The 21,833-nt window shown below is 36.9% G+C and carries 21 protein-coding genes; 5 read left to right on the top strand and 16 right to left on the bottom strand.

Annotated elements, in window-relative coordinates:
• Positions 1 to 46: 46 nt before the first annotated feature.
• The 11 genes from ABMA70_RS01290 to ABMA70_RS01240 all read right to left on the bottom strand — a co-directional run bounded on the left by ABMA70_RS01290 (position 47) and on the right by ABMA70_RS01240 (position 11,489).
• On the bottom strand, positions 47 to 454 hold the full coding sequence (locus ABMA70_RS01290) for a hypothetical protein (protein WP_392992016.1): 408 nt from the start codon (positions 452 to 454) through the stop codon (positions 47 to 49).
• 18 nt (positions 455 to 472) lie between these two features.
• Positions 473 to 835 carry a hypothetical protein gene (locus ABMA70_RS01285; protein ID WP_392992017.1) on the bottom strand — a complete coding sequence of 121 codons (363 nt, stop codon included), beginning with the start codon at positions 833 to 835 and terminating at the stop codon, positions 473 to 475.
• Positions 836 to 977: 142 nt separating this feature from the next.
• Positions 978 to 1,496 (bottom strand): lipocalin family protein, encoded by a 519-nt coding sequence (locus ABMA70_RS01280; protein ID WP_392992019.1) that lies wholly within the window; start codon positions 1,494 to 1,496, stop codon positions 978 to 980.
• 20 nt (positions 1,497 to 1,516) lie between these two features.
• Positions 1,517 to 2,644, bottom strand: coding sequence for an MBL fold metallo-hydrolase (locus ABMA70_RS01275; protein WP_392992021.1), 1,128 nt, complete (start codon positions 2,642 to 2,644; stop codon positions 1,517 to 1,519).
• Positions 2,644 to 3,744 (bottom strand): ABC transporter permease, encoded by a 1,101-nt coding sequence (locus tag ABMA70_RS01270; RefSeq protein WP_392992022.1) that lies wholly within the window; start codon positions 3,742 to 3,744, stop codon positions 2,644 to 2,646. The genes ABMA70_RS01275 and ABMA70_RS01270 overlap by 1 nt, the downstream gene beginning before the upstream one ends.
• Positions 3,745 to 3,821: 77 nt before the next feature.
• The gene (locus ABMA70_RS01265; RefSeq protein WP_392992024.1) at positions 3,822 to 5,939 is read right to left on the bottom strand and encodes a 3-hydroxyacyl-CoA dehydrogenase NAD-binding domain-containing protein; all 2,118 of its coding nucleotides are present in this window, start codon (positions 5,937 to 5,939) and stop codon (positions 3,822 to 3,824) included.
• Positions 5,940 to 5,966: 27 nt separating this feature from the next.
• The gene (locus tag ABMA70_RS01260; RefSeq protein ID WP_103217178.1) at positions 5,967 to 7,256 is read right to left on the bottom strand and encodes a thiolase family protein; all 1,290 of its coding nucleotides are present in this window, start codon (positions 7,254 to 7,256) and stop codon (positions 5,967 to 5,969) included.
• A 125-nt stretch (positions 7,257 to 7,381) separates the two neighbouring features.
• The gene (locus ABMA70_RS01255; RefSeq protein ID WP_103217177.1) at positions 7,382 to 8,401 is read right to left on the bottom strand and encodes an OmpH family outer membrane protein; all 1,020 of its coding nucleotides are present in this window, start codon (positions 8,399 to 8,401) and stop codon (positions 7,382 to 7,384) included.
• A gap of 139 nt (positions 8,402 to 8,540) precedes the next feature.
• Complete coding sequence (locus tag ABMA70_RS01250; RefSeq protein ID WP_103217176.1) at positions 8,541 to 8,792, bottom strand: Flp family type IVb pilin; 252 nt, start codon at positions 8,790 to 8,792, stop codon at positions 8,541 to 8,543.
• 11 nt (positions 8,793 to 8,803) lie between these two features.
• On the bottom strand, positions 8,804 to 10,132 hold the full coding sequence (locus tag ABMA70_RS01245) for a hypothetical protein (protein ID WP_103217175.1): 1,329 nt from the start codon (positions 10,130 to 10,132) through the stop codon (positions 8,804 to 8,806).
• 13 nt (positions 10,133 to 10,145) lie between these two features.
• Positions 10,146 to 11,489 carry a hypothetical protein gene (locus ABMA70_RS01240; protein ID WP_392992026.1) on the bottom strand — a complete coding sequence of 448 codons (1,344 nt, stop codon included), beginning with the start codon at positions 11,487 to 11,489 and terminating at the stop codon, positions 10,146 to 10,148.
• 197 nt (positions 11,490 to 11,686) lie between these two features.
• Between ABMA70_RS01240 and ABMA70_RS01235 the strand changes: the two genes are divergently transcribed.
• From ABMA70_RS01235 to ABMA70_RS01215, 5 genes are all read left to right on the top strand, one after another.
• Positions 11,687 to 12,589 (top strand): hypothetical protein, encoded by a 903-nt coding sequence (locus ABMA70_RS01235; protein WP_103217173.1) that lies wholly within the window; start codon positions 11,687 to 11,689, stop codon positions 12,587 to 12,589.
• Positions 12,590 to 12,727: 138 nt separating this feature from the next.
• Positions 12,728 to 13,978, top strand: coding sequence for a hypothetical protein (locus tag ABMA70_RS01230; RefSeq protein ID WP_103217172.1), 1,251 nt, complete (start codon positions 12,728 to 12,730; stop codon positions 13,976 to 13,978).
• 68 nt (positions 13,979 to 14,046) lie between these two features.
• The gene (gene tmk / locus ABMA70_RS01225; RefSeq protein WP_103217171.1) at positions 14,047 to 14,730 is read left to right on the top strand and encodes a dTMP kinase; all 684 of its coding nucleotides are present in this window, start codon (positions 14,047 to 14,049) and stop codon (positions 14,728 to 14,730) included.
• Entirely contained in the window at positions 14,708 to 15,559 is an 852-nt protein-coding gene (locus ABMA70_RS01220) for a hypothetical protein (RefSeq protein WP_392992029.1), read from the top strand. Before tmk ends, ABMA70_RS01220 begins: the two co-directional genes overlap by 23 nt.
• Positions 15,560 to 15,631: 72 nt before the next feature.
• On the top strand, positions 15,632 to 17,110 hold the full coding sequence (locus tag ABMA70_RS01215; protein WP_103217169.1) for a regulatory iron-sulfur-containing complex subunit RicT: 1,479 nt from the start codon (positions 15,632 to 15,634) through the stop codon (positions 17,108 to 17,110).
• On the opposite strand, the gene ABMA70_RS01210 is transcribed toward ABMA70_RS01215, so the two are convergent.
• From ABMA70_RS01210 to ABMA70_RS01190, 5 genes are all read right to left on the bottom strand, one after another.
• Entirely contained in the window at positions 17,100 to 17,699 is a 600-nt protein-coding gene (locus tag ABMA70_RS01210; RefSeq protein WP_392992031.1) for a hypothetical protein, read from the bottom strand. The genes ABMA70_RS01215 and ABMA70_RS01210 overlap by 11 nt on opposite strands.
• Positions 17,689 to 19,101, bottom strand: coding sequence for an asparagine--tRNA ligase (gene asnS, locus ABMA70_RS01205; RefSeq protein ID WP_392992033.1), 1,413 nt, complete (start codon positions 19,099 to 19,101; stop codon positions 17,689 to 17,691). Before asnS ends, ABMA70_RS01210 begins: the two co-directional genes overlap by 11 nt.
• A gap of 12 nt (positions 19,102 to 19,113) precedes the next feature.
• On the bottom strand, positions 19,114 to 20,112 hold the full coding sequence (locus ABMA70_RS01200) for an adenosine kinase (RefSeq protein WP_392992035.1): 999 nt from the start codon (positions 20,110 to 20,112) through the stop codon (positions 19,114 to 19,116).
• Between the two features lie 16 nt (positions 20,113 to 20,128).
• Positions 20,129 to 20,905: a peroxide stress protein YaaA gene (yaaA, locus tag ABMA70_RS01195; protein ID WP_103217166.1), complete on the bottom strand. Its 777-nt coding sequence runs from the start codon at positions 20,903 to 20,905 to the stop codon at positions 20,129 to 20,131.
• 86 nt (positions 20,906 to 20,991) lie between these two features.
• Positions 20,992 to 21,828 (bottom strand): class I SAM-dependent methyltransferase, encoded by an 837-nt coding sequence (locus ABMA70_RS01190; protein WP_392992037.1) that lies wholly within the window; start codon positions 21,826 to 21,828, stop codon positions 20,992 to 20,994.
• Positions 21,829 to 21,833: the final 5 nt, after the last annotated feature.

Genomic DNA, 21,833 nt, shown 5'->3' with positions numbered 1-21,833 from the left:
GGCCCGGTATGGGCCCTTTTATAATCAGATATATAACTTTTAAAAATTATTTACACGAAGAAACTTTTCTCTTAACAGATCTTAAAAGACTCTTTGTCCAAGAACCAAATAGTGGCTTCTTAGTAAGCTTGTAAGAAGACTCTACCTCTTGAACAATCTCTCCATCATTTATAACAAGATCCTTTAGCTTAACACTTGTATAAGCTCCTCTGTAGTGATGTACATCAGAGAAAATTGTCATATAACTCACACTACCTTCTTGTGGTAATTCATTTAAGTTACTGATTTTTGTGAAAGTATAACCTTTATCTTCATAAACTTTCATAACTTTCTGTGTTACATCAGTTCGTCCATCAACATCTGAAAGAACTAAGAAATAATGGCAATCATTCGAACTTGCATTAATGTTAGAAATAACCATTAAAGCAAAAACTAGTTTTAAAATATTCTTCATTTTCTGACCTCTCTGTTATTAATCAATTCTTTCTAAATTTACTCTTAATCCCATTCCTGTTTTCAGGTCAATTGTGATCATATCTTGAATTCCCATTTGCTTCCAAAATACCAGATCAACTTTATGGTTTTCTTCTTCATAGATCATGCAGCTAAAAACGATAGATCCATTTTCAACACGATCTTTTTCACAAGTAGTATCGACTTGAAGCTGACCAGCATAATTCATCTTAAGATTATACTTCTCACCTGCTACGATTTGCGTAACTTCAACATTCTCATTTCCAACGAGGGCCTTATCCATTTCATTTTGACCTGAGTATGTAGCCGAATAAGCTGAAAATGCAGTCAGTGATAGTAGAACGAGTAATAATTTTTTCATAAATAATCTCCATTACTATAATTTCTTGAATTTACTTTCTTAACTAAACAAGTTCACAATACAGTATAAAGAGAAATCGTGTGAAAAATTGAAATAAATATACATATGATCAAAAAATAAACGAATCTAACTATCTGAAATTTTATCGGTGCGGGATAAGGATGAGCTCGCTTGTGTTGTAACCAAGCTCATCTAATTGCTTGATGGCCTTAGCAACTGTTTTAGAAGCATAGTCTTTGCTGTATTTTCTAGACATGATCCATAGGTACTTCTCACTTGGCACACCTATAGCAACCCACTTATAATTTGGATCAAGAGCAACGACAAGGTAATCAAATTTAAGGGGCCAAAAAAGCTGAATCTTCCAATGGGCATTGGTTTTTGTATCCTCGATCCAGGCCTTTTGTGTGAGGACCTTTTGTTCTCCATCTAGAGAGTCTTTATTAAAAACAAAGTTAACGTCGATACGCTTCTCTTTTTCATTCCACGTATAAGTCTCAACAGAGTTGTGCTGGCCTTCTTCTAGAAATGTGCCTCTTGCCGCTAGTACGAACCAATCCCCCATGAAGCGATCAATATCAACATAGTCCACTGTTTTATGATAAGTAGTCGAGCTACAACTTAAGAGAAAGAAAGATACGATTAAGATAAGAAACTTCAAAAGGCCTCCTACTATTTGGATTACCACCACTTCTTTGTAACATATTCTTGTTCATCAAAAGAGACAATTTCTCCTAACTTTGGTGCCATTAGCTTAAGAACACCTTGCTGAGCATATTCATCTAACTTTAAGATCGGATCATCCCATGTATGAAATGAAAGTGAAAATGCACCCCAATGAATTGGGAAATAGTACTTAGCGTTGATATCAGCATAGGCCTTTGGCCATTCTTCTGGAAGCAAGTGAACCGCAAACCAATCTGGGTTATATTGACCTGATTCCATAAACGCTACATCAAATGGCCCTAGACGAGCTCCAATTTCTTTAAAATGAATATCGTAGCCAGTATCACCACTAAAGTAGAGATTATTATTTTGAGTCTTTACAACCCACGATGCCCACAGAGTCGTATTCTCATGGGCCTGGTCACGCCCAGAGAAATGCTGAGCGGGAGTTGCAGTAAATTTGATGCCTTCAAAATCCACATCTTGCCACCAATCAAGTTCAGTAATACGAGAGTCATCTATTCCCCATCTTTTAAGATGTGAACCGACTCCAAGAGGCGTAATAATTTTGACGTCTTTCTTTTTGGCAAAGAATTTCATCGTTGTCATATCAAGATGATCGTAGTGATCATGAGAGATAATAATATAATCAACTTCCGGAAGTTCTTCTAAGCTAAGAACAGGAGGTGCAAAGCGCTTAACGAATAAAGGTACCGGAGAAGAAGAACCTGAAAAGATTGGATCAATTAGAACAATCTTTGAGTCGACATTTAAAAGAATCGTTGAGTGTCCAAACCAAATCGATTTAACGTGATCTGACTTTTCTAAGAACTTCTCCATATCAGGCTTTATAGAAGGCAAAGTTTTTTCAGGATAGCGCCCTCCGCCCTTTCCTAAGAATTCAATAAACTTAGAAAAACCAAAACCATCTTTTTGAATAGGTTGCTCTTTAGTAATATTAGGTCTGCGGTTTATAAAGATTTGCTTAGAGGCATCAAAGTTTTCCGACTTTTCAAAGCTTCTTAACTCATTCTTATTCGGGTGGGCCCCGAGTGAAGACATAAACACAGAGGCAACTTTACTCATACCTGTACATCCAGAAAAACTTAATAAAATAAATAATAGAAGAAAATGTTTAAACATTAAGTTCCTACTTTTTTAACAAAACTAATGAAATTCCCATTATCCTTGAAAAATCTCCAATTGGAAAAAAGAGTGAAGATTACTGTAATAATCACAGGCACTAGAAACGAGAAGACGAACGATGAAGCTGTAAAGCGCACAGGTAATGAACGATCAACAAACATGGCCGGCATGATAACAGGAGAAAACTGCGCTAATAGCTTTAATACAATAAAACTCACAAGATTACCTAAAGCAATTGCACAAACTGTAATAATGGCAATATTAAGTCCCCCATACTTCTTAATCTGATCCATACTCATTCCAAGGATCCAAAAAGAAGCAAAGTCATTTCTAACTCTTGCATAGAAAATTGAAAGCCCTGAGATAATCGAAAATGTAACAAGAACAATCGTTGCTAAAAATAAAAAGAGAACCACATTATTTTCTAGCGCCAGAGCATAAACAAGATTCTGATTTAACTGTTCCCATGTTTTAAAGCTTGCACCTTTTGAAGTTAAATACTGCTTAAGCTCTCCTACTTCAGCGGCACCCAAAACACTATAAACCCTCAGTTTATTATAACGACGTGACTTTGCGATTGAAAATGCACTATAAGCGTGTCCCCAGGCGTGAAGTTCGTCGATATCTGGGTCCATTGAATCAGTGAAATTTTCAATCATGAGAGACTTAAAGCGTGGCAGTTCACCAAAGAACACATCAGTATGGGCCGGAGAAATAAATTGAATCTTATCATCAAGTCCTGCATAAATCTTTCGACCTAAATAAGGTGATAAGAGGATTTCTTCTCTTGCAGGCCAATGATCAATGGCCTTAGGTAAAATCGTAGAAGTTTCACTTGCAACACCATGAAAAATAACAGGTGCTAAGTAGCCTTCAAGACGAATAAGGCCCTCTATTTCATACTCAAATGAATATCTTAATTTATTATCATCTAAGTAAGACTGTGTTTTTTCAAAGTCGAGATCTCTTGGAAGATCAATAATGTATCGGCCAAGAGTTTGCTTTCCACGCTCGATGCGATTGGTTTGAAGTCCTTTAAGAACTGACTGAACACTTAGGAGTGAAAAGCTTGATATGATAAGACTCGCCAAGGCCATAATAAGTAGCCTTTGGCGAGTCTTAGCTTTAAATAAGTAATTTAGAAAAAATCTAAAAAAACTTAGAAACATTTAATCTATAACTCGTAAAAAGTTGAGTTTTCATCAGCAAGCTTATTAATAAGTGCGCATGGAGTGAATCTGGCCTTACTTACACTTTCAGAAAACTTAAGCATTTCATCTCTTAAACGAGCGATCCCTTGAGTGTCTGCATATCTTAGAAGACCTCCTCTAAACGGAGGGAAACCGATACCAAAGATTAGACCTAAATCAACGTCTTTTGCTTTTGCAACGATTTTATCTTCAAGTGTTGTAGCAGCTTCATTAATCATTGGAAGAAAGATTCTCATTTGAATCTCTGTTTCACTCAGCTTCTTAGACGCTTTTGGAAGCATATTCCAAGCTTCCTGGTTAGGACCAGTTGGCTTACCTTTTTCATCGTATAGATAGAATCCCTTAGCATTTTTCTTTCCAAAGAATTCTTTTTCAAGCATTTGCTTTCCAATACCATTTGAAGCTTGACGCTCCCCTAGTCCGTCATAAATAATTTTAGAAACTTTATCACCAACATCAATTCCAACTTCATCAAGAAGTCTAAATGGGCCCATTGGCATACCAAAGTTTAGACAAGCATCATCGATATCTTTGATTGAAACACCTTCTTCTAGTAAGAATCCTGCTTCATTCATATATGGCATAAGAATTCGGTTAACAAGGAATCCTGGGCCATCGTTAACAACAACTGGAGTCTTCTTAACTTTTACTACCCAATCATAAAGAGACTCAATCGTTTCATCAGAGACACCATCGTGTTTAATAATTTCTACAAGAGGCATCATGTGAACAGGGTTAAAGAAGTGTAGACCTGCAAATCTTGAGTTATCTTCAAGCGCACTTGCCATCTCTTGAACTGAAAGAGATGAAGTGTTTGAAGTAAGGATCGTGTCTTTACGAACTTTAGTTTCAGTTTCAGCAAAGACCTTCTTTTTAATATCCATATTTTCAACAACGGCCTCAATCACAAGGTCTGTGTGTTCAAATCCACGGTAATCTGTTTGAGCGCTAATTGATCTCATTTTGCGCTCAAAATCATCGTGAGACATACGCTTTCTTTTTACTGCACCAGCAAAGTTACTTGAAGCTTGTTTAAGACCGAGCTCAAGTCCTACCTGATTCAGGTCTTTCATGATTGGAAACATATCATTCTTTGCCATAAGCCAAGCGATACCACCACCCATTGTTCCAGCACCAAGACAAGCACCACGACGAAGCTTTCTTCCAACGCCCTTGGCATCGTCCATTTTCTTAGACCCTTCCATTAGGAAGAAGATATGGCGAAGGTTCTTTGATTGTTCACCAATACATAACTCTCCAAAAGCCTGAGCTTCAGAAGTTAAGTAAGATGTGCGACCTTTCATTACTCCAGCTTCCATCACATCAAGAATTTTTAGAGGAGCTTGGTAGAAACCTTTAGTTTTCTTTAAAACTGATTCACGTGCCTTTTGAAAAATAATCTTCTTTGTGAATACATTATCAGTTGCAGCGTCTTGCATTTTATCCATGAAACCACGCTTATCAACTTTCTTCTTGAAATGGTTTGGTGCAAGATCAACAAGACGCTCTTTTGCGTATACCTCGTCAACAAGTCCAGACCTCTTTGCTTTTTTAGCATTAAGAGTTTTTCCCGAAAGGATCATATCAAGAGCAGTTGGAAGCCCTACTGCTTTTGGTAGACGAAAAGTTCCACCAAATCCAGGAATTAGGCCAAGCTTAACTTCAGGAAGGCCAAGACCTGTTGCCTTGTCATCACTTACAATTCTTGATTTACAAGAAAGAGCAAATTCAAGTCCGCCACCAAGACACACACCGTGGATACAAGCAACAGTAGGCATCTTTAAGTCTTCAATGCGATTAAAGATTGTCTGACCTGCTTCAGCTCCTGCTTGTCCATCTGCTGCAGTATGCATGGTATCGAATAATTTAATATCTGCGCCTGCCATGAAACATCTGTCTTTGTGTGAAAAGAAGATTGCTCCATCTAGCTCTTTTTCTTTTGTATGAAGATCTTCAACGATATCTTGAAGCTCTTTTAATGTTTCTTCATCGAAAACAGTCATCGAAGCTTTGTCATTATAACCAAAGCCGATATATGCTTTCTTGTCCTTGATTTCAAAACTGATTCTCTTATATGTCATTGCTATATCCTATATTTTCTAAATTAATTACTTTTGTAAGTTCTCGATAATCATGGCACCACCTTGACCACCACCGATACAAAGTGAAGCAACACCAAATCCTGCTTTTCTCTTCTTTAGCTCATGAGCAAGAGTTACAATTAAGCGTGATCCAGTTGATCCTACTGGGTGTCCAAGAGCGATAGCACCACCGTTAACATTTAGTTTCTCAGCAGGAATTTCACCCCATAATTTATCAATACCAAAGAAGTCAGCAACTTTCTTATCAGTAAATGCCTTCTTAACAGCAATAATTTGTGCAGCAAAGGCTTCGTTAATTTCAATTAGATCCATTTGCTCAAGAGTCATATTAGATCTTCTAAAGACACCATCCATTGCATGAAGTGGTCCCATTCCCATACGCTCAGGCTCTAGTCCATGGAAGTGATAATCAACAACTCTTGCAAGTGGCTCTAGGTTATATTTTTTAACGGCCTCTTCAGAACAGAAAAGAATCGCTGATCCACCATCTGTAATTGGACAGCTATTTCCAACTGTAACAGTTCCTGACTTACGATCAAAGTAAGGCTTCATTTTTGCAAGACCTTCAACAGAAGATTCTTTACGTGGCCCATGATCATTCATAAGTAATTTATCTAATTTTGAACCATAGATCAGTGGCACGATCTCATCAGCAAAACGACCTTCTTCAATGGCCTTAATAGCTTTATGGTGAGACTCATTTGCATAGATATCTTGCTCTTCACGAGTGATCCCAAGTTCACGTGCAAGAAGCTCTGCAGTTTGTCCCATATTTAGGCCACAAAAAGGATCCGTTAAACCTTGTTCAATTGCAATAATTGGAGAAAGGTATGCAGGTTTAAAAGTTGAAAGAACTTTTAATTTATCACCAGTTGTTTTTGCTTTCATAAGTGAAGCAAAAAGCTCAGTCATTTGCTTCCCATAAATAAGTGGCATATTTGACATTGACTCTACACCACCAGCAACAACGACATCACAACGTCCACTTGCTACTTTAATGAAAGCTTGAGAAGCGGCCTCAAGTCCTGAAGCACAATTTCTGTGAACAGAGTAACCAGAAGTCTTCTTATGAAGGCCTGCCTCTAGTGCAATAACACGTCCTACGTTTGGATACTTTGCAGGAGTACCTGTGTTTCCAAAAATAACCTCATCAACTTCATCGTCACCGATTGAAGTTCCATCCATAATATGGCGAACAAGGTAAGCACCTAAATAAGGGGCTTGAATATCTTTAATTATAGTTCCGGCTTTTGCATGAGGAGTTCTCACTGCCTCGACAATGTAGACTGGTTTCATTGATGATTCCTTTCTTCAAATTATTTTACTTGCTTAATATTGTAAGGATAATCAGTGGCAATGAAAAGTAAAAAGGCCCCTGAGCGGGGCCTTTTTATGAGAACATGGGTTTTTTAAACAATTGTTTAGAAAAGGTATGAAAGTCCAACACCTAAAGTAAATGTGTCAGCATTTTCAATATTTCTAGCTTGGTCAACTAATGCCTTCTGGTTAGTTGAACCATTGTATTGTGCTTCTTCACCAAGTCTAAAAATATTCTTTTCGTAAGATAGGCCAACTTGTGCGCTAAATTCTTTAGCAAAATTAACTTCTGCTCCAAGAGATGCACTACCTGATACATACTTCATCGATTGCTTAGTCTCGTTAAAAGTATCAACTGGGTTTTGGATTTCAAAAGATCCAAAGTGAATTCCAGTTCCAACACTTAAGTATGGTTTAATCTTAGCTGAACGTGAGAAATAAAATTTACCATATCCACCAAAGTTAAACTCATTATATGAAATCTCATCATTTTGAGAATAAGAGTTATAAGCATTATAGTTATTATAATTGTAGTAACCATAGTTGTTGTAGTTACTAAGCTCATTACCTTGAATAGTAAGGTTCATAAATCCAGCGCTAATTCCGATTGAAACTCTTTCAGAAATAACAGTTTCAACAGAAGCTTGGAAATTGATCCCTGCTGTCCATTCTTTTTGCTCACCAGTAATACTCTTATATCCAGTCTCAATTGTTAGTTTATTACTAAGTTCTGGAAGTACTGGTTCTGCTACAACAGGAGCGACCGCTTGTACTCTAGCAGGTGCTGCTTGTTGATTATTTATTTCATCCATTGCCTTAAGTTGTCCCTCAAGTGCCTTTTGGATCTTGTCAGCGATACGCTTTTCTTCTTGTAGACGCATATCCTCAACATTCTTTCTCATCATCTGCTCGTGTTTCTCCTCTAGCTCACGACGTAGCTTTTGGATTTTGTCAGCTTGTGATGGTTTCTTTTTCTTTTTGTAGAACCCGTCGATATTGATTTCGTCAGTATGAACAACTTGATCTGTTTCACTTAATAATGGATCGTCTTGTTGTCCATATGAGGCTGCACTTGAAATTAGAAGTGCGGCCAATACGGCCGAGTTAATCATTGTTGTTTTCATGATGTTCTCCCTGTCTCTTTTAAATAGAGTTACAGTTTCTTATAACACATTGCGAGATTAATCTGTTCAAAAGCGAACGCTGATGAAATAATTTCATGAAAACGGAAAAAGTTCTTTAAAATTAGATAGTTAGAACTGTCTAACGAAGCCTGAATGTACGAAATTTCTTAGGATCGACCTCATTGGAGCCATCAATTCCGATAGTTTTAAGAAAACAAAGAGGATTTATACTACCTTGTTGGCATGCTTCAGGGTCGGCCTTGAAGCGAGCATCAAGAGTTTGAAAGACCGCAAAGAGAATAGAGACGACGGCCACTAGAAGTAGAAGATACTCAACTGCGGTTTGACCGCTTTGTGATTTTAGAATGGTTGTAGTGTAGCTTCTCTTCATTATACCTATACTTAAATAAAGGTTTTAAAGTCACGTGCCTCTAATAATGTTTGCGTGATACCTAAGTTATTCTTCTTTAGTGGCCCATGGTAGAAGACGCCTTTTACAGACTCGAACTTACCAGCTTGACCCATTCTGAACTTAAGATTAATCCTTGAGCCAGAATTAATCACACTGTGATTACGAAGCATGCAAGTTTCATTTGTCAGTTTACCTTTTAAAAGAGTGTCATTTCTATCAATTATCTGGTTATCTAAAAGAAATTGATGAAGTTCTTTTTCGCAGAAATCATACTTTAAGCAGTCATCAAATTGTTTAAACATTTTAATCTGACAAGTACCATCCAAGCTTATTTCTTTCCTGATAAAGACGATATCACCACCAAATGAACTTTCATTAAAGTAGTAGTAATCAGCACTGATTAGCTTATCGGCCAAGGCATAATCTAGCTTCACACAGCGATAGAGGTCAGTGATATTATGAGCGATATTTAACTTGTCTAAATTAGAGCTAAAAATTGCGATCTTTTGAGGCGCGACGACCCCTGAAAAAGACGACAATTGAGCCGCCCAAGGTCTTCTGCTAGAAAAGCTAAATTCTTCAACGATATCCTCAAAGCTACTTCCTCCTAAACATTCAATAGTCTTTGTGGCCTGCTCTTCTTTTTCAAGTTGCCACTGAAACCTAAAGCGAGGAGATAACATAAGGATAAAGAAGTATATTGTTTCAAGATCTGAAAATGTTAGCTCTAATGTCTTTGTATAAACACAGCGAAAGCAACTAGCAAATCGTTGAAGGTCTTTATTAAGTCTTAAATGTTTTTTAAAAATTTCATAAATATCATGAATATAATTTGGAAGAGCAGATCTTAGAGTATTAACTGTCACCTGATGGAATGTTTTATAACGACACAAAGACTCTCCAAGGCGCTTAACAGAAGACATGAAATCTTGGTCAAACTTCTCTTGATCAATTTCTTCAATTCTTAAACGATTGATAAACTCATTATAAAGCTCAGGAAAATGACGACAAATCTGAGAGAAGTTTAAATAAGGACTAAGTCCTGCACAAAGCGTTTGCTCGCTCTTATATTTTAAATAAAAAGGAGCGTGAACAAATGAATCCTTATCAAAGATTGTCGAATCTAATTCGAGATCACTGGCCCAAGCTTCAATAAATGCTAAATCTAAAGGCCCAAAGAATTTAAAATAAGGATCACTTGCCTTAATTCTTTTATCCCTCAAATAGATTGCACCAAATCCACTTTTAAGAATTTGAGTTGCTGTTAAAAAACTAGCAATATTATTTCCAATGATGAGAGTATCTATTTTTTTATTCATATATTATATTTTTTTAATTCGTTAATAATGCGATAAGTTTGCGTTTGGCCATTTCACTTTCTTTAATCATATCAGAAATCAACTCATTGGCCATCTTATTGGTGCTAGTGCTTTTTATAATTGAATAGGCATCATTCATATTATCAATCACACCAACGCCAACCCCGGACTTTACAATAGTATCGTACTCTGTCGAGCGCTTTACATTTGGCCCACAAAATATATTTGCCCCAGCAACAAAGGGTTCTAGTACAGAATGAATCCCCTTCCCATGTCCTCCGCCTACAAAGACAGTTCGGAAATAAGGATAGATCTCACATAATATGCCTCTAAGAGTGGATATAATGAGTCCAGGTCTTTGCTTATAATTTGAAATAAATGAGTCTATTTGATTATTTTCAATGATTTCTTTTGTCAGCATATGAATTGAAAAATCGGGACAATGCTTTAATATAAGCACTTTTAAATTTTCAATATTATCGTCTTTGAGTACATGCGGGGCCATAAACACAAATAACTCACCTGCTCCTATCAGCTTGCAAAATTCTTGATCAGAAAAAGCATCCATTTCAACAGGCCAAGTCTGGGCCAAGCAAATTCTCTTTTCATATTCGGCCAAAGATAAGAGCTTATTCAAGTCCTCATATAAAGAATGTCTTCTAAAGAAGTGCTGACGAGAATCAATTTGCAACATTCTAAGCTCAATTGGGTGCTCTAGTTTATCAGCACTAATATCTTTACCGATAATCATATAGTCTTCATTAGTTGCACAAATAATCTTACTAAACATTGAATAGATATACTTCTTAAGGCCAGGTAAGCGTAATTCACTTATATCTGTGGTCTTTATACGTGAGCTTTTAACAGTTGCTGAAAAAAGAATAAATTCTTTCATTTTAGAGCCAAGATAAAGTAGCTCTGGAAAAAAGTCATAACGAACCATCATCATTTTCTTTGCGCTCGACCAAGCAATGATATTCTGGCGTGAAAGAAGCGGGAAATAAATCATCAGAGGCAAACGTAAATAACGAATATTTTCTCTATTGGCCTGATAGTAATCAATAACCTTATGCTCAACACTTGGAGATGTGAAAATTAGCTCAACATTCTTGCCCAAAGAGATAAGCTCGTCGGCCAAAGGTCTAATCTGCTCAAACTCTCCTTCACTTGAGAAGTGAAAGACACAGTGTGCTTTTTTTCCAAATCGAGCAAAGGGCCTACAACCTTCATCTCGATAATTCTTTCTTTCAAAAGAGACTCGAGCATAGAAAGGTCCCACTTTTAATAGATAAAGCACAAAAAATAATGGATAGAGCGCAATTCTTACAATTGCCTGAATAAGAAAAATCAATAACATAGGTATATTATAATGAGGTTTTTTCTAATATAGAAGCCAAAATAAGGTCCATTTGACACCAAAGTAATTAAATCAACATATTTTTCTGACATGTTCTTACAAACTGAAATATTAATTCACTAAATTACAATCATTTGTTGCAATTCAATAAAAAAAATTCCAATATCTACAGTCTATAAAAGAAAGAGGGAGAAAAAATGGGAATTTTAAAGGGAGCAATCATTGCATTCGTGGCAGTAAGTTCTATGGCGGCGACATCAACGTCATCAGTATCTGTGCCATCGTCAAGCTCATCAACTTCAACAGCAGCATCTTCAACAGATTCTGCAACAACTTCAGAAGCTTCAACAGGAACTTCATGGTACCAAAAATTAAAAGACTCACCTTTTAATATGCAATACCTAGTTGAAGGTTCTAACAACTTTAAACAATCGATCAATGGTTACAGTTTCTACAACTACTTATACCTTGGTTACAATATCAATAAGACATTCGCAGTTAAGCTTGTTCCATACTGGCAAACAGACTTTACTAAGAGACAAGAGAATGCAGACGGAAGCCGTACAGTTCACCAACAATACGGTGCAACTCAAGCACGTCTTTACGTTAAGAATATCCTAACTGATGAAAAGAACGGTTTTGATCTATACCTACAAAACAGAATTTACTACTACCCAGCAGCAACTAGAAATGGTTCAGGGTACGATGTAAAGAATAGACTTTACCTAATTGGTGGTAAGAAAATCACTGATAACTTCAAGATTGGAACATATGCGTTCTATGAAAATTATATCAGAAATACTGGTTCATCTAAGTTTCTAGAGAACTACTATGCTGCCGTAGCTCCAACTTATTATATCAATGATAAGTGGTATACAGCTCTATCGATTGAGTACTACCGTACAAAGAGAAAAACTGGTGCTACAGAGTCTGAAACTCTATCACTTTCACCAGAAATTGGTTACTCATTCCCAATCTGTTCTCTATCTGCAGCACTTGCTCTTGAGCCAGTTGACTTCAGAGGTGAAGACCCAGATTTCGTTGATGGTACACTAAAGAATGCTTCTTTAATCGTATCAGCATTTTTCCCAGTTTTTTAATTAACTACTCCATTTTAAATACTTACGAAGCCGACTTTAATAGTCGGCTTTGTTTTTTTAAGTCTTTATTAAACTACAGGCAAAAATTTCCGATAAACCTAATAGAAAGTGATTAATCTAATCAGGGTTTGAGGATTTATGGCCACTAGTACAAAGAAAAAAGTTACTGAATACCTACTTACGAAAGAACAAATTTCAGGAGGGCTCTATGAGCCTAATGAAGTCTACTTTATCAAAGATGGTGGCAAGGAACTTGGGCCATTTTGGCAAGAAGATCTAAAGGAATTTATTGAAGAATACTCATTATTTAACCAAAAGGTCTTCGTAAAAAGCATGTTGGAAGAACAATGGTCTGTCATTACGGCCCATCCTCTATTTCAAAGAAGAAGGCCAGAGATCATTAAAGAGTTTCAAGTTGATGAAGACGACCAATTCTTTATATTAAGAAGCAATAAGAAAGACGGGCCATATAAGAGTAGTGAAATTATGGCCATGCTTGATTCTCTAGAACTACTCTACACTGACTTTATTTCTGTCGATAACGGACAAAGTTGGGGAACAATTCATGAATTTGAAGTATTTGATCGTCGCAGCCGCTCAAACGAAAGTTTACCAGAATCGCCTCAAGGTCATATTTTTAAGAACTCAATCTTAGACGCAGACAAAGCAATTGAGCTATCTAAGCAAGACTCTGAAGATCGTGAATTCATTTACGATCTTGCTTATATTGGAAATCAAAAGCTAAACCCAAATAAAGCATCAATTGACGATTTTGAACAAAAAGAAAAATCAGACCCAGCGACAATGTTTCGTTTAGGAGCATTTGCTGCAAGTTTCGTATTTGTATTTGCTATCTTCTTTGTATTTAGCAAGATGTCTGGAACGCCTGATGTTCCTGTTGCAAAAACGAAGAAAACGGCCAGAACACAAACAAAGAGAACTCCTGCAGCACAAGTGCAAAAGAAGCCTTCAGCAAAGACAGTGACTAAAACTTCAAAAAGAAGAGAAGCTCCAAGCGCCTTTAAGAAGAGAGCGCAAAATAGGCGTCAAATTACAAAAGGTAACGATTCAATTGGAAACGCTGACTTTCTATCTGAATCAAGGCAGATGAATGATGCAGTAATGGATCCTGCTGATCTTCCACCAGAGGTTATCTTCGATGATGCCAATGAAGCACTAGAGTTAGATCCTGTACGAGAGAGAATCTCAAAAGAGACATTTGATCCACCAGAGCAAGAGCTAAATAATTATGACGAGCTTGATGCGGCACGAGAAATCGTTGATGAGTATCTTGATCGCTCGCCTGCGGCCGGTGCAAACCCAGATGAATCACCGGGACTTAGTGATGAATTCACACCTGAAGATGCTATAGAAGGTGAACAATTCTAATAGGTTGTCTCCATAAAAATTGAAAGAATAAGTAGTCAATAATTGATTGTTTATGTTACTTTTAAGTTATGGAACACACTAAAGATATCACGCAACTAACTAATGTATTTCGCCAAGCGGCCTTCCCTGGATCATTCTTCTTCAGCTTTGAAGGAATTGAAGGCTCAGGAAAATCGACACAAATTGTAAAAATCAAGGATTACCTTGAAGATAAAGGCTTTAACGTTATCGTTATTCGCGAACCAGGTGGAACTGCTTTCGGTGAAAAATTAAGGCAGGCCATTTTAACTTCTAATACAGATATTCACCCTGCAGCAGAAGCACATTTATTTGCGAGTGCTCGTGCACAAAATCTACATGCACTGATTTTGAAAGAGCTCGATTCACCAAATACAGTAGTAATTTGTGACAGATTCCTAGATAGCTCGATTGCGTATCAAGGAGTGGCAAGAAAACTAGGGCCAGAGTATATCTTAAATATTCACTCAAGCTTTCCATTAAATATTGTCCCTCATAAAACATTCTACCTAAGAATTGATTTAGAAAAATCACTAGAGAGACAACGTTTAAGAAATATGCCAAAGGACTACTTTGAGTCACGTGACAATAGTTTTCATCAAGACCTGATTGAAGGATATGATTATTGTGCACAGATCTTTCCTAATCGTATTGCAACAATCGATGGAAGTGCACAGCTTGAATCAGTCACTCAGAAACTAATTGAAGAGATTGAAACGATTATTAATGGATAATTCTTCAAAAGTTAAAGATATTCCATTTGAAGCGCTTTTTGCTCGTTACAAAGAGCAAAAATTGGCCCACTTCTACACTCTTCATACAGGTGGCCACCGTGAAGTTTCGTCCAAAGACGAAATTCTGCAAGAATGGGCCAATAAATTTCTAATAAATATTCTTTGCTATGAGAATGGTTGGGAGCCAGCTCACGCCAAAGAAGTTCTCGAGCGTGGACATGAGGATATTCTCTTTGTCTCAACAGACCAGAAGTCCTATAAAGTTAGCGATGACAGTATTGAGGAATTCTTCAATTTCATCCGTTTCAAACCTTCGAAACTTAAATATTCATTTACGATTTTTAAACAATCGCAAAAGATCACTCAAATACTAGCAAATAAGCTACTCAAAACACTTGAAGAGCCACCAGAAGGTCATATTTTCGTCTTTATCAAATCAAATGACGAAAAGACTCTTGCTACAATTGATTCAAGAACAATCAAAATCAACATTGTCTCTCACGATCATAGTAGTATTGAGCGTAGAACGAATATGAGCTTTTCTGATTTCATCACAAAAGAATGTGAGGATGAAGCGTTGGCCAAAACTCTATCAACGATCAGGCCAAATAACCTTCAACTAGATGAGTTAAGAGACCTAATTAAAGAAGAACCAAGCAGAGAAGCAAATATACATCACTTAGTGGCCTCACATATGAATCAGAGCAATAACTATAGCTTCGATGATGCTCAAAGCTGTCTAGATGCGACAAAGGCCTCAACTTTTGAAATTCCATTTAATGGTTCATCTAAATCACGACTAGCACGTCTACTTCAACTTGTGATTTAATGCAATTTGGCTAGACATAAGCTACCAATAATACGACAATTGAAGCTACTCAAAAAAAATTGATGGGACAAAATGACGAACCAAGATCAGCAAGATATATCTGAATCACATGACAATGATAAGTCAGGTGGTAAGAAGAAAGTAAATAAATTCAACAAGCATGATGATAAACTTGCTAAAGAGCAAGATGGTAAATTCGAAGAAGGTCAAACACTTACAATGGTAAGAGTTCGCTTCCCAGGAAATGCTAAAAGTCAGCCTTTCTTACTAGGTAAGAGAAAATTCACTTACGGACAAAAAGTAATAGCGATGAGTGACAGAGGAATGACTGTTGGTTATATCAACTCTTTCCCATACGAAGTCACATTCGACAAGTCGATGCTCCCTATTCGTTCAATTTCAAAAGTTGCAACTCAGGAAGATATCGACGAACAAAAGAGTTATTTGAAAAAAGAGAACGAGGCCGAAATCATCTGCCTTCGCCTCATTGAAAAGTACAATCTAAATATGAACTTAACACACGTTGAGTTTATTCAGTTTGGAAAAAAGGCCGTATTCTACTTCACTGCTCCAGAGCGTGTAGACTTTAGAAATCTTGTGAAAGACCTTGTTTCAGAGATTAAGATGAGGATCGAGCTTCGCCAAATCTCAGTAAGAGATCGTGCCGCGGCACTTGGAGCAACAGGAGCTTGTGGACTTCAAACTTGTTGTTCGTACTTCTTAACAAACTACGGAAACGTATCCATAAAAATGGCAAAGAATCAAAACCTTGCCCTAATTCCTTCAAAAATTAATGGTGTTTGTGGACAAGTTAAGTGTTGTATCAAATACGAAGATGATGTTTACACAAATAAGAGAGAATTCCTTCCAGGAGAAGGATCTTATATCCGCACTAAGAATGGTGATATCGGAAAGGTTTTAAAGCTTCATATTCTATTAGAACAATTTGAAATGTTAACTGATAGAGGCTATATCCGTCGCTATTATAAGAATCAATTTGATAAAAAACGTTGTCGTCCACCTAAAGAATGGAGCTTCCCTACTGAATTTAGATCAATCACAAAAGAAACTTCGACAATTATTGGAATTGAGGAGTTAGAAGAAGAGCTACGTCTAAGAAAGCAGGCCTTCCTTAAAAGCCTAAATAACGATAGTGATAGCGATGATATTGAAGAAGATGCGCACGAGTTATTTGATGATGAAGAAGAATCAAATAATAGTGACGACGAGGACATTGAGAAGATTCCATTAGATTCAACTGAAGATGAATCGGACAATATTCCAAAGCAAAAAATTGAAAAAAAGCGCCATAATAACAATCGTCCAAAGCGTCGCCCAACAAATAGAAATGAAAAAGGTGACAAAGATAGTGATGATAGGCCTAGAAACAGAAGGCCTCAGGATAAAAATGCACAATCTGAAGATGGCCAAAATAAGTCACAAAACAAGAATCGCAATCGCAATAGGAACCGCAATAAATCAAAAAGCGGAAACTTCCGTAAGCCTTCTGGTGATAAACCAAAGAATACGGAAACAAAATCTAATCAATAATTCTTTTTAAAGATGTATAACAACGATGGTGAGGGAAATGATTTTCCCTCACTATTTCAAGCCCAGAGATAGCTTTCAAGTATTTTACATTAAGCATCTCATCTCTCTTATCCACTATAACAGAAGCGTTAATCCTCTTTAGTAGAACTCCCTCATTTAAGGCCAAAATCTCTGCGTAAACCCCAAGTTCGACATAGGAACGAACACGAGTCTTAAGTGGCGCAAGTGATGGGATAGGAAGACGAGATAACGCTCCCCTTGCTGATGCCTTAACAAATTTAGTAAGTAAATTGCGTGGGTAAAACGCAGGGGCGACGTAAGTAATTTTACAATTTCTTATATCAAGATTCTCATTTTGAATTAACCACTCAATAAGTAAGGCCGCCAAAGAATGAGCAACGATATTAGATCGCCCATTTTCCTTAAATACTTTTCTAATTCGCTCTAAATCCTTTCCAATATCAGGACGAGAATTCTTGTTGAAAGAAAGTGAGATAAATTTAACATTTGGGTTTGAAAAGATGAAAGATGCCGGGGCCTGATTAAGCCCCGGAAAAAATATAATCGTTTCGCGATTCTTAGAAGTCACAATTTCCTGGAGTTCTTGGAAATGCAATAACGTCACGGATATTGCTCATACCTGTGATGTACATAATTGCACGCTCGAAACCAAGTCCAAATCCAGAGTGAGGAGCCGAGCCAAATTTACGAAGCTCTAGGTACCACCAGTAACCTTCTTTCTCCATTCCCATCTCATCCATACGCTTTGTAAGTTTATCAAGATCTTCCTCACGTTGAGATCCACCAATAAGCTCACCAATACCTGGAACTAAAACGTCCATCGCACGAACTGTTTTCCCATCATCGTTTTGCTTCATATAGAAGGCCTTACAATCTTTTGGGTAATCCGTAACAATAACAGGTGATTTAAAGTGTACATCTGTTAAATATTTCTCGTGCTCAGTTTGAAGCTCTTCTCCCCAATTTGTCGGGAATTCAAATTTTGCACCTGAAGCAGATAGAATTTCAATTGCTTCAGTATAAGTAATTTTCTTAAACTCACTATCGCGAACTGCCGCTAGTGTTTCAAAATGATTCTTATCAACATCAGTAAATGGCATTGAATAAAGGAATTCAAGTTCTTTACGACAATGTGTAAAGGCATATTCAATCATGTACTTAATATAATCAGCAGCAAGTTCGGCCACATCCTCAAGGTCTGCAAATGCAACTTCTGGCTCAATCATCCAGAATTCCGCAAGGTGGCGCTTAGTATTTGAATTTTCAGATCTAAACGTTGGACCAAAAGTATAAACCTTCCCAAGCCCTAATGCGTGACACTCACCTTCTAGTTGTCCAGTTACACATAGTGAAACATCTTTACCAAAGTAATCTTTAGCGAAGTCTACTTCACCCTTATCCGTTTTTGGAGGATTGTGCTTATCAAGCGTTGAAACATTAAACATTTCTCCAGCACCTTCACCGTCAACTGCAGTGATAATTGGTGAGTTTAGGTAGAAGAAACCTTTATTATCAAAGAACTTGTGAGTTGCCATAGCAAGTGCGTGACGAACACGAAAAACTGCTCCAAATAGATTTGTTCTAACTCTTAAGTGAGCAATATCTCTTAAGTGTTCAAGTGAAGTACCTTTCTTTTGTAGAGGATAAGAATCATCAACTGCACCAATTACAGTACCAGTTGTCGCCTGCATCTCAATTGTCTGCCCCTTACCTTGAGACTCAACAACCTTTCCAGTAATTGATACACAAGTACCAGTTAACATAGTCGAAAGGGCCTCATAATTTTCGATACCACCATCAGCTACAATTTGTAGTAGATCCTGAGAAGATCCGTCATTTAAAACAATAAAAGAAAATGCTTTTGATTTTCTTACCGAACGTACCCATCCTTTAACAGTTACAACAGAGCCGATAAAGTCAGATGCCTGATCAAATAATTGCTTAAGTTCGATGCGCTTTAATTGTGTCATTTAAATACCTTCTTATAAAACTTCTTTTAAAATAGAATGAGTTTGTTCTTTTTCTAATCTTGGCCCGTATTGTGTTACAAGCTTTGCAGAACACGCACATGCAAGTGTTCCTGCAGCGCTAAAGTCTAGTCCATTAGTAATCCCGTAAAGGAATGCACCTGCAAATAAGTCTCCTGCACCGTTAGTATCAACAGCAGAAACCTTTGGAGCTGAAACATTAATTTGCTCTGAACCATTATAAAGGAAAGCTCCTTTTGAGCCAGCAGTAATTGCAAAAGAATGTGAAATATTCTTTAGCGCTTCAAATGCTTTCTCAACTGAATCCATTCCAGTAAATGATTTTGCTTCTTCCTCGTTACAGAAAAGAAGATCCAACTTATCATCACCGATCATTTGCTTGAAGCCATCTTTAAAGAAGCCTACAATACCAGGATCAGAAAATGTTAATGCAACTTTAACATCATTCTTTCTTGCAAAATCTCTGGCCGTTTGACAGGCAGCAATTCCCGCCGCACCAGTTACAAGATAACCTTCCATATAAAGCCACTTACTGTCGCCTAGAGCGGCAAGATCAAGTTGTTCATCTGAATATGTTGCAGTCGTTCCAAGAAAAGTATTCATAGTTCTTTCTGCATCTTCAGAGATCATGACAAGACACTTACCTGTTTCACCATCATATAGACCTTGTTCAATATTAGACTTAACACCATTTGCAAGCAGGTCATTCTTATAGAACTCTCCTGTTTCATCTTGTGCAACTTTACATGAGTAGAAAGTTTTAGCACCAAGTTGAGTAGCACCAATAATCGTATTTGCAGCAGATCCCCCACAAGCACGAGAATGACCAACATTACTTCCTCTAAGAGAGTTAAGAAGGTGATCTTGTCTTTCTTTTTCAACAAGAGTCATTAGGCCTTTTTCAATTAGGTGGTCGTTTAGGAATTCATCAGAAACTTTAAATTCCATATCAACAAGGGCATTTCCCATTCCGTACACATCATACTTCTTCATACTTAATCCTTTATATTTAAGACTCTTTTCTTTTAAAAATAAGTTCATTATTTACTTCATCAAAGTCAGCATACTTGTAACCAGCAACATCAAAGTTTTTAAGACCTTCAATATCCTTAATTTTATTTTCAATAATAAAGCGTGCCATCATACCGCGTGCTCTTTTAGCATTGAAAGAAATAACCTTATATTGGCCATTCTTAAAATCTAAGAAGCGCACATTAACAAGTTCAGGAACGAGTTTGTCTTTTTTAACACTCTTGAAGTATTCCTCTGAAGCGAGGTTAACAAGATACTTAGACTTATTCGCTTTTGCATCTTCATTAATTTTCTCAACAATTTTTTCGCCCCAAAAATTATAAAGATTTGTTAGACCTTGGCCATTAATACGAGTTCCCATCTCTAAACGATAAGCACGTAACTCATCAAATGGAGCAAGAACACCATAGAGGCCAGAAAGAATCTTTAAGTGTTTTTGAGCATAGTTTAACTCACTCTTTTTAAGCTCACCCGCATTTAGGCCTTGATATGTATCTCCTGCAAAACTAAAAATTGCAGCGCCAAGATCATTTGTTTTCTTAAAATTATTAAAACGATCAACATTCAAATCGGCCAAGGCCTTTGAAAGCTTCATCATTTTAGATAAATCTTCACTTTCAAAATTTGCCATCTTAGTAGCAAGCTCAGTGGCCTCTTTTATGAACGTAGGTTTCTCTAGATTTACATCTTGAGCAACAGTGATATCTGAGTGATCAAAATTAAGTTTCTTCGCTGGAGAAATAACGATATCCATGAAATTCCTTTAATTTGAGTTTGAGTTACTAAACGCTTGAAATAATAACAATAACTTTATTAAAAGACTATGTTTTCTTAAGAATATTAAGGAAGAAAGTAGCGCTCATAACGTGTCGATTTACCGCTGTAGACGACTCTTTGATGCTTACAATCAGTAGGAATTTGTACCTCATTTGCTTTAATTGGCCTCTTTAAGCAAACTAAAGGAAATTTGGTACACAAAGACCATAGGTATAGATCCTGATCAGTATCTTTACCTACTAAGTCCTTAAAGACTTCCATTTCCTTGCGACTAAGCGCACTCTTGGCCTTGGATTTTGTCATTTCATACATGGGATCGTAAAAGCATCGCTTAAAATCACTTCCCGTATCGGCCAAAGTTGCTTGACCATAGCTGATGCTCATATATTTTTTGAAAATATTAGAAATCTTTTCATTTTCAAAACTTATGGCCTTCTCGTACGCCCAAAGAGCAAGTCCAAAAACATAGGGATTTCTTTCAAAACAATCGAGATGACAGCCAAAGCTTAAAAGTAAGCAAGCGTCTTTACCTGTACCTAGGGTTGCATCAACAACTTTATTATGCTCGATGTCACCACCTTTCAGTTTTAGGGCACGAAAAAGCGGCTCTTTTGTTACAGCATAATTCCTTTTTAAATGAGTTTGTAAGTCTGTTGCCCAATCAAGCTTCAATGAAGAATCTCGGGCCGGATCAAATAAGCACAATTCATTATCTTTCCAAACTAAATAAACCCCTTGTAAGGATTCACCTGTCATGTGCAATTGATAAGTCAATTTATGAGAAGAGAGCTTCTGCAAATAGTTGCGCAGCGCTTGATTCAGAGATTCTGTTTTTAAATCTTCTTCTTGCGCGCAGTCAATTACAATATCAATATTAGTCTTTAGTGAAGTCTCATTCATATTAA

This window comes from Halobacteriovorax sp. XZX-3 (assembly GCF_043196495.1).
Taxonomy (GTDB): domain Bacteria; phylum Bdellovibrionota; class Bacteriovoracia; order Bacteriovoracales; family Bacteriovoracaceae; genus Halobacteriovorax_A.
The sequence above is the reverse complement of the archived record's forward strand: the minus strand, read 5'-3'. Positions and strand labels throughout refer to the sequence as shown.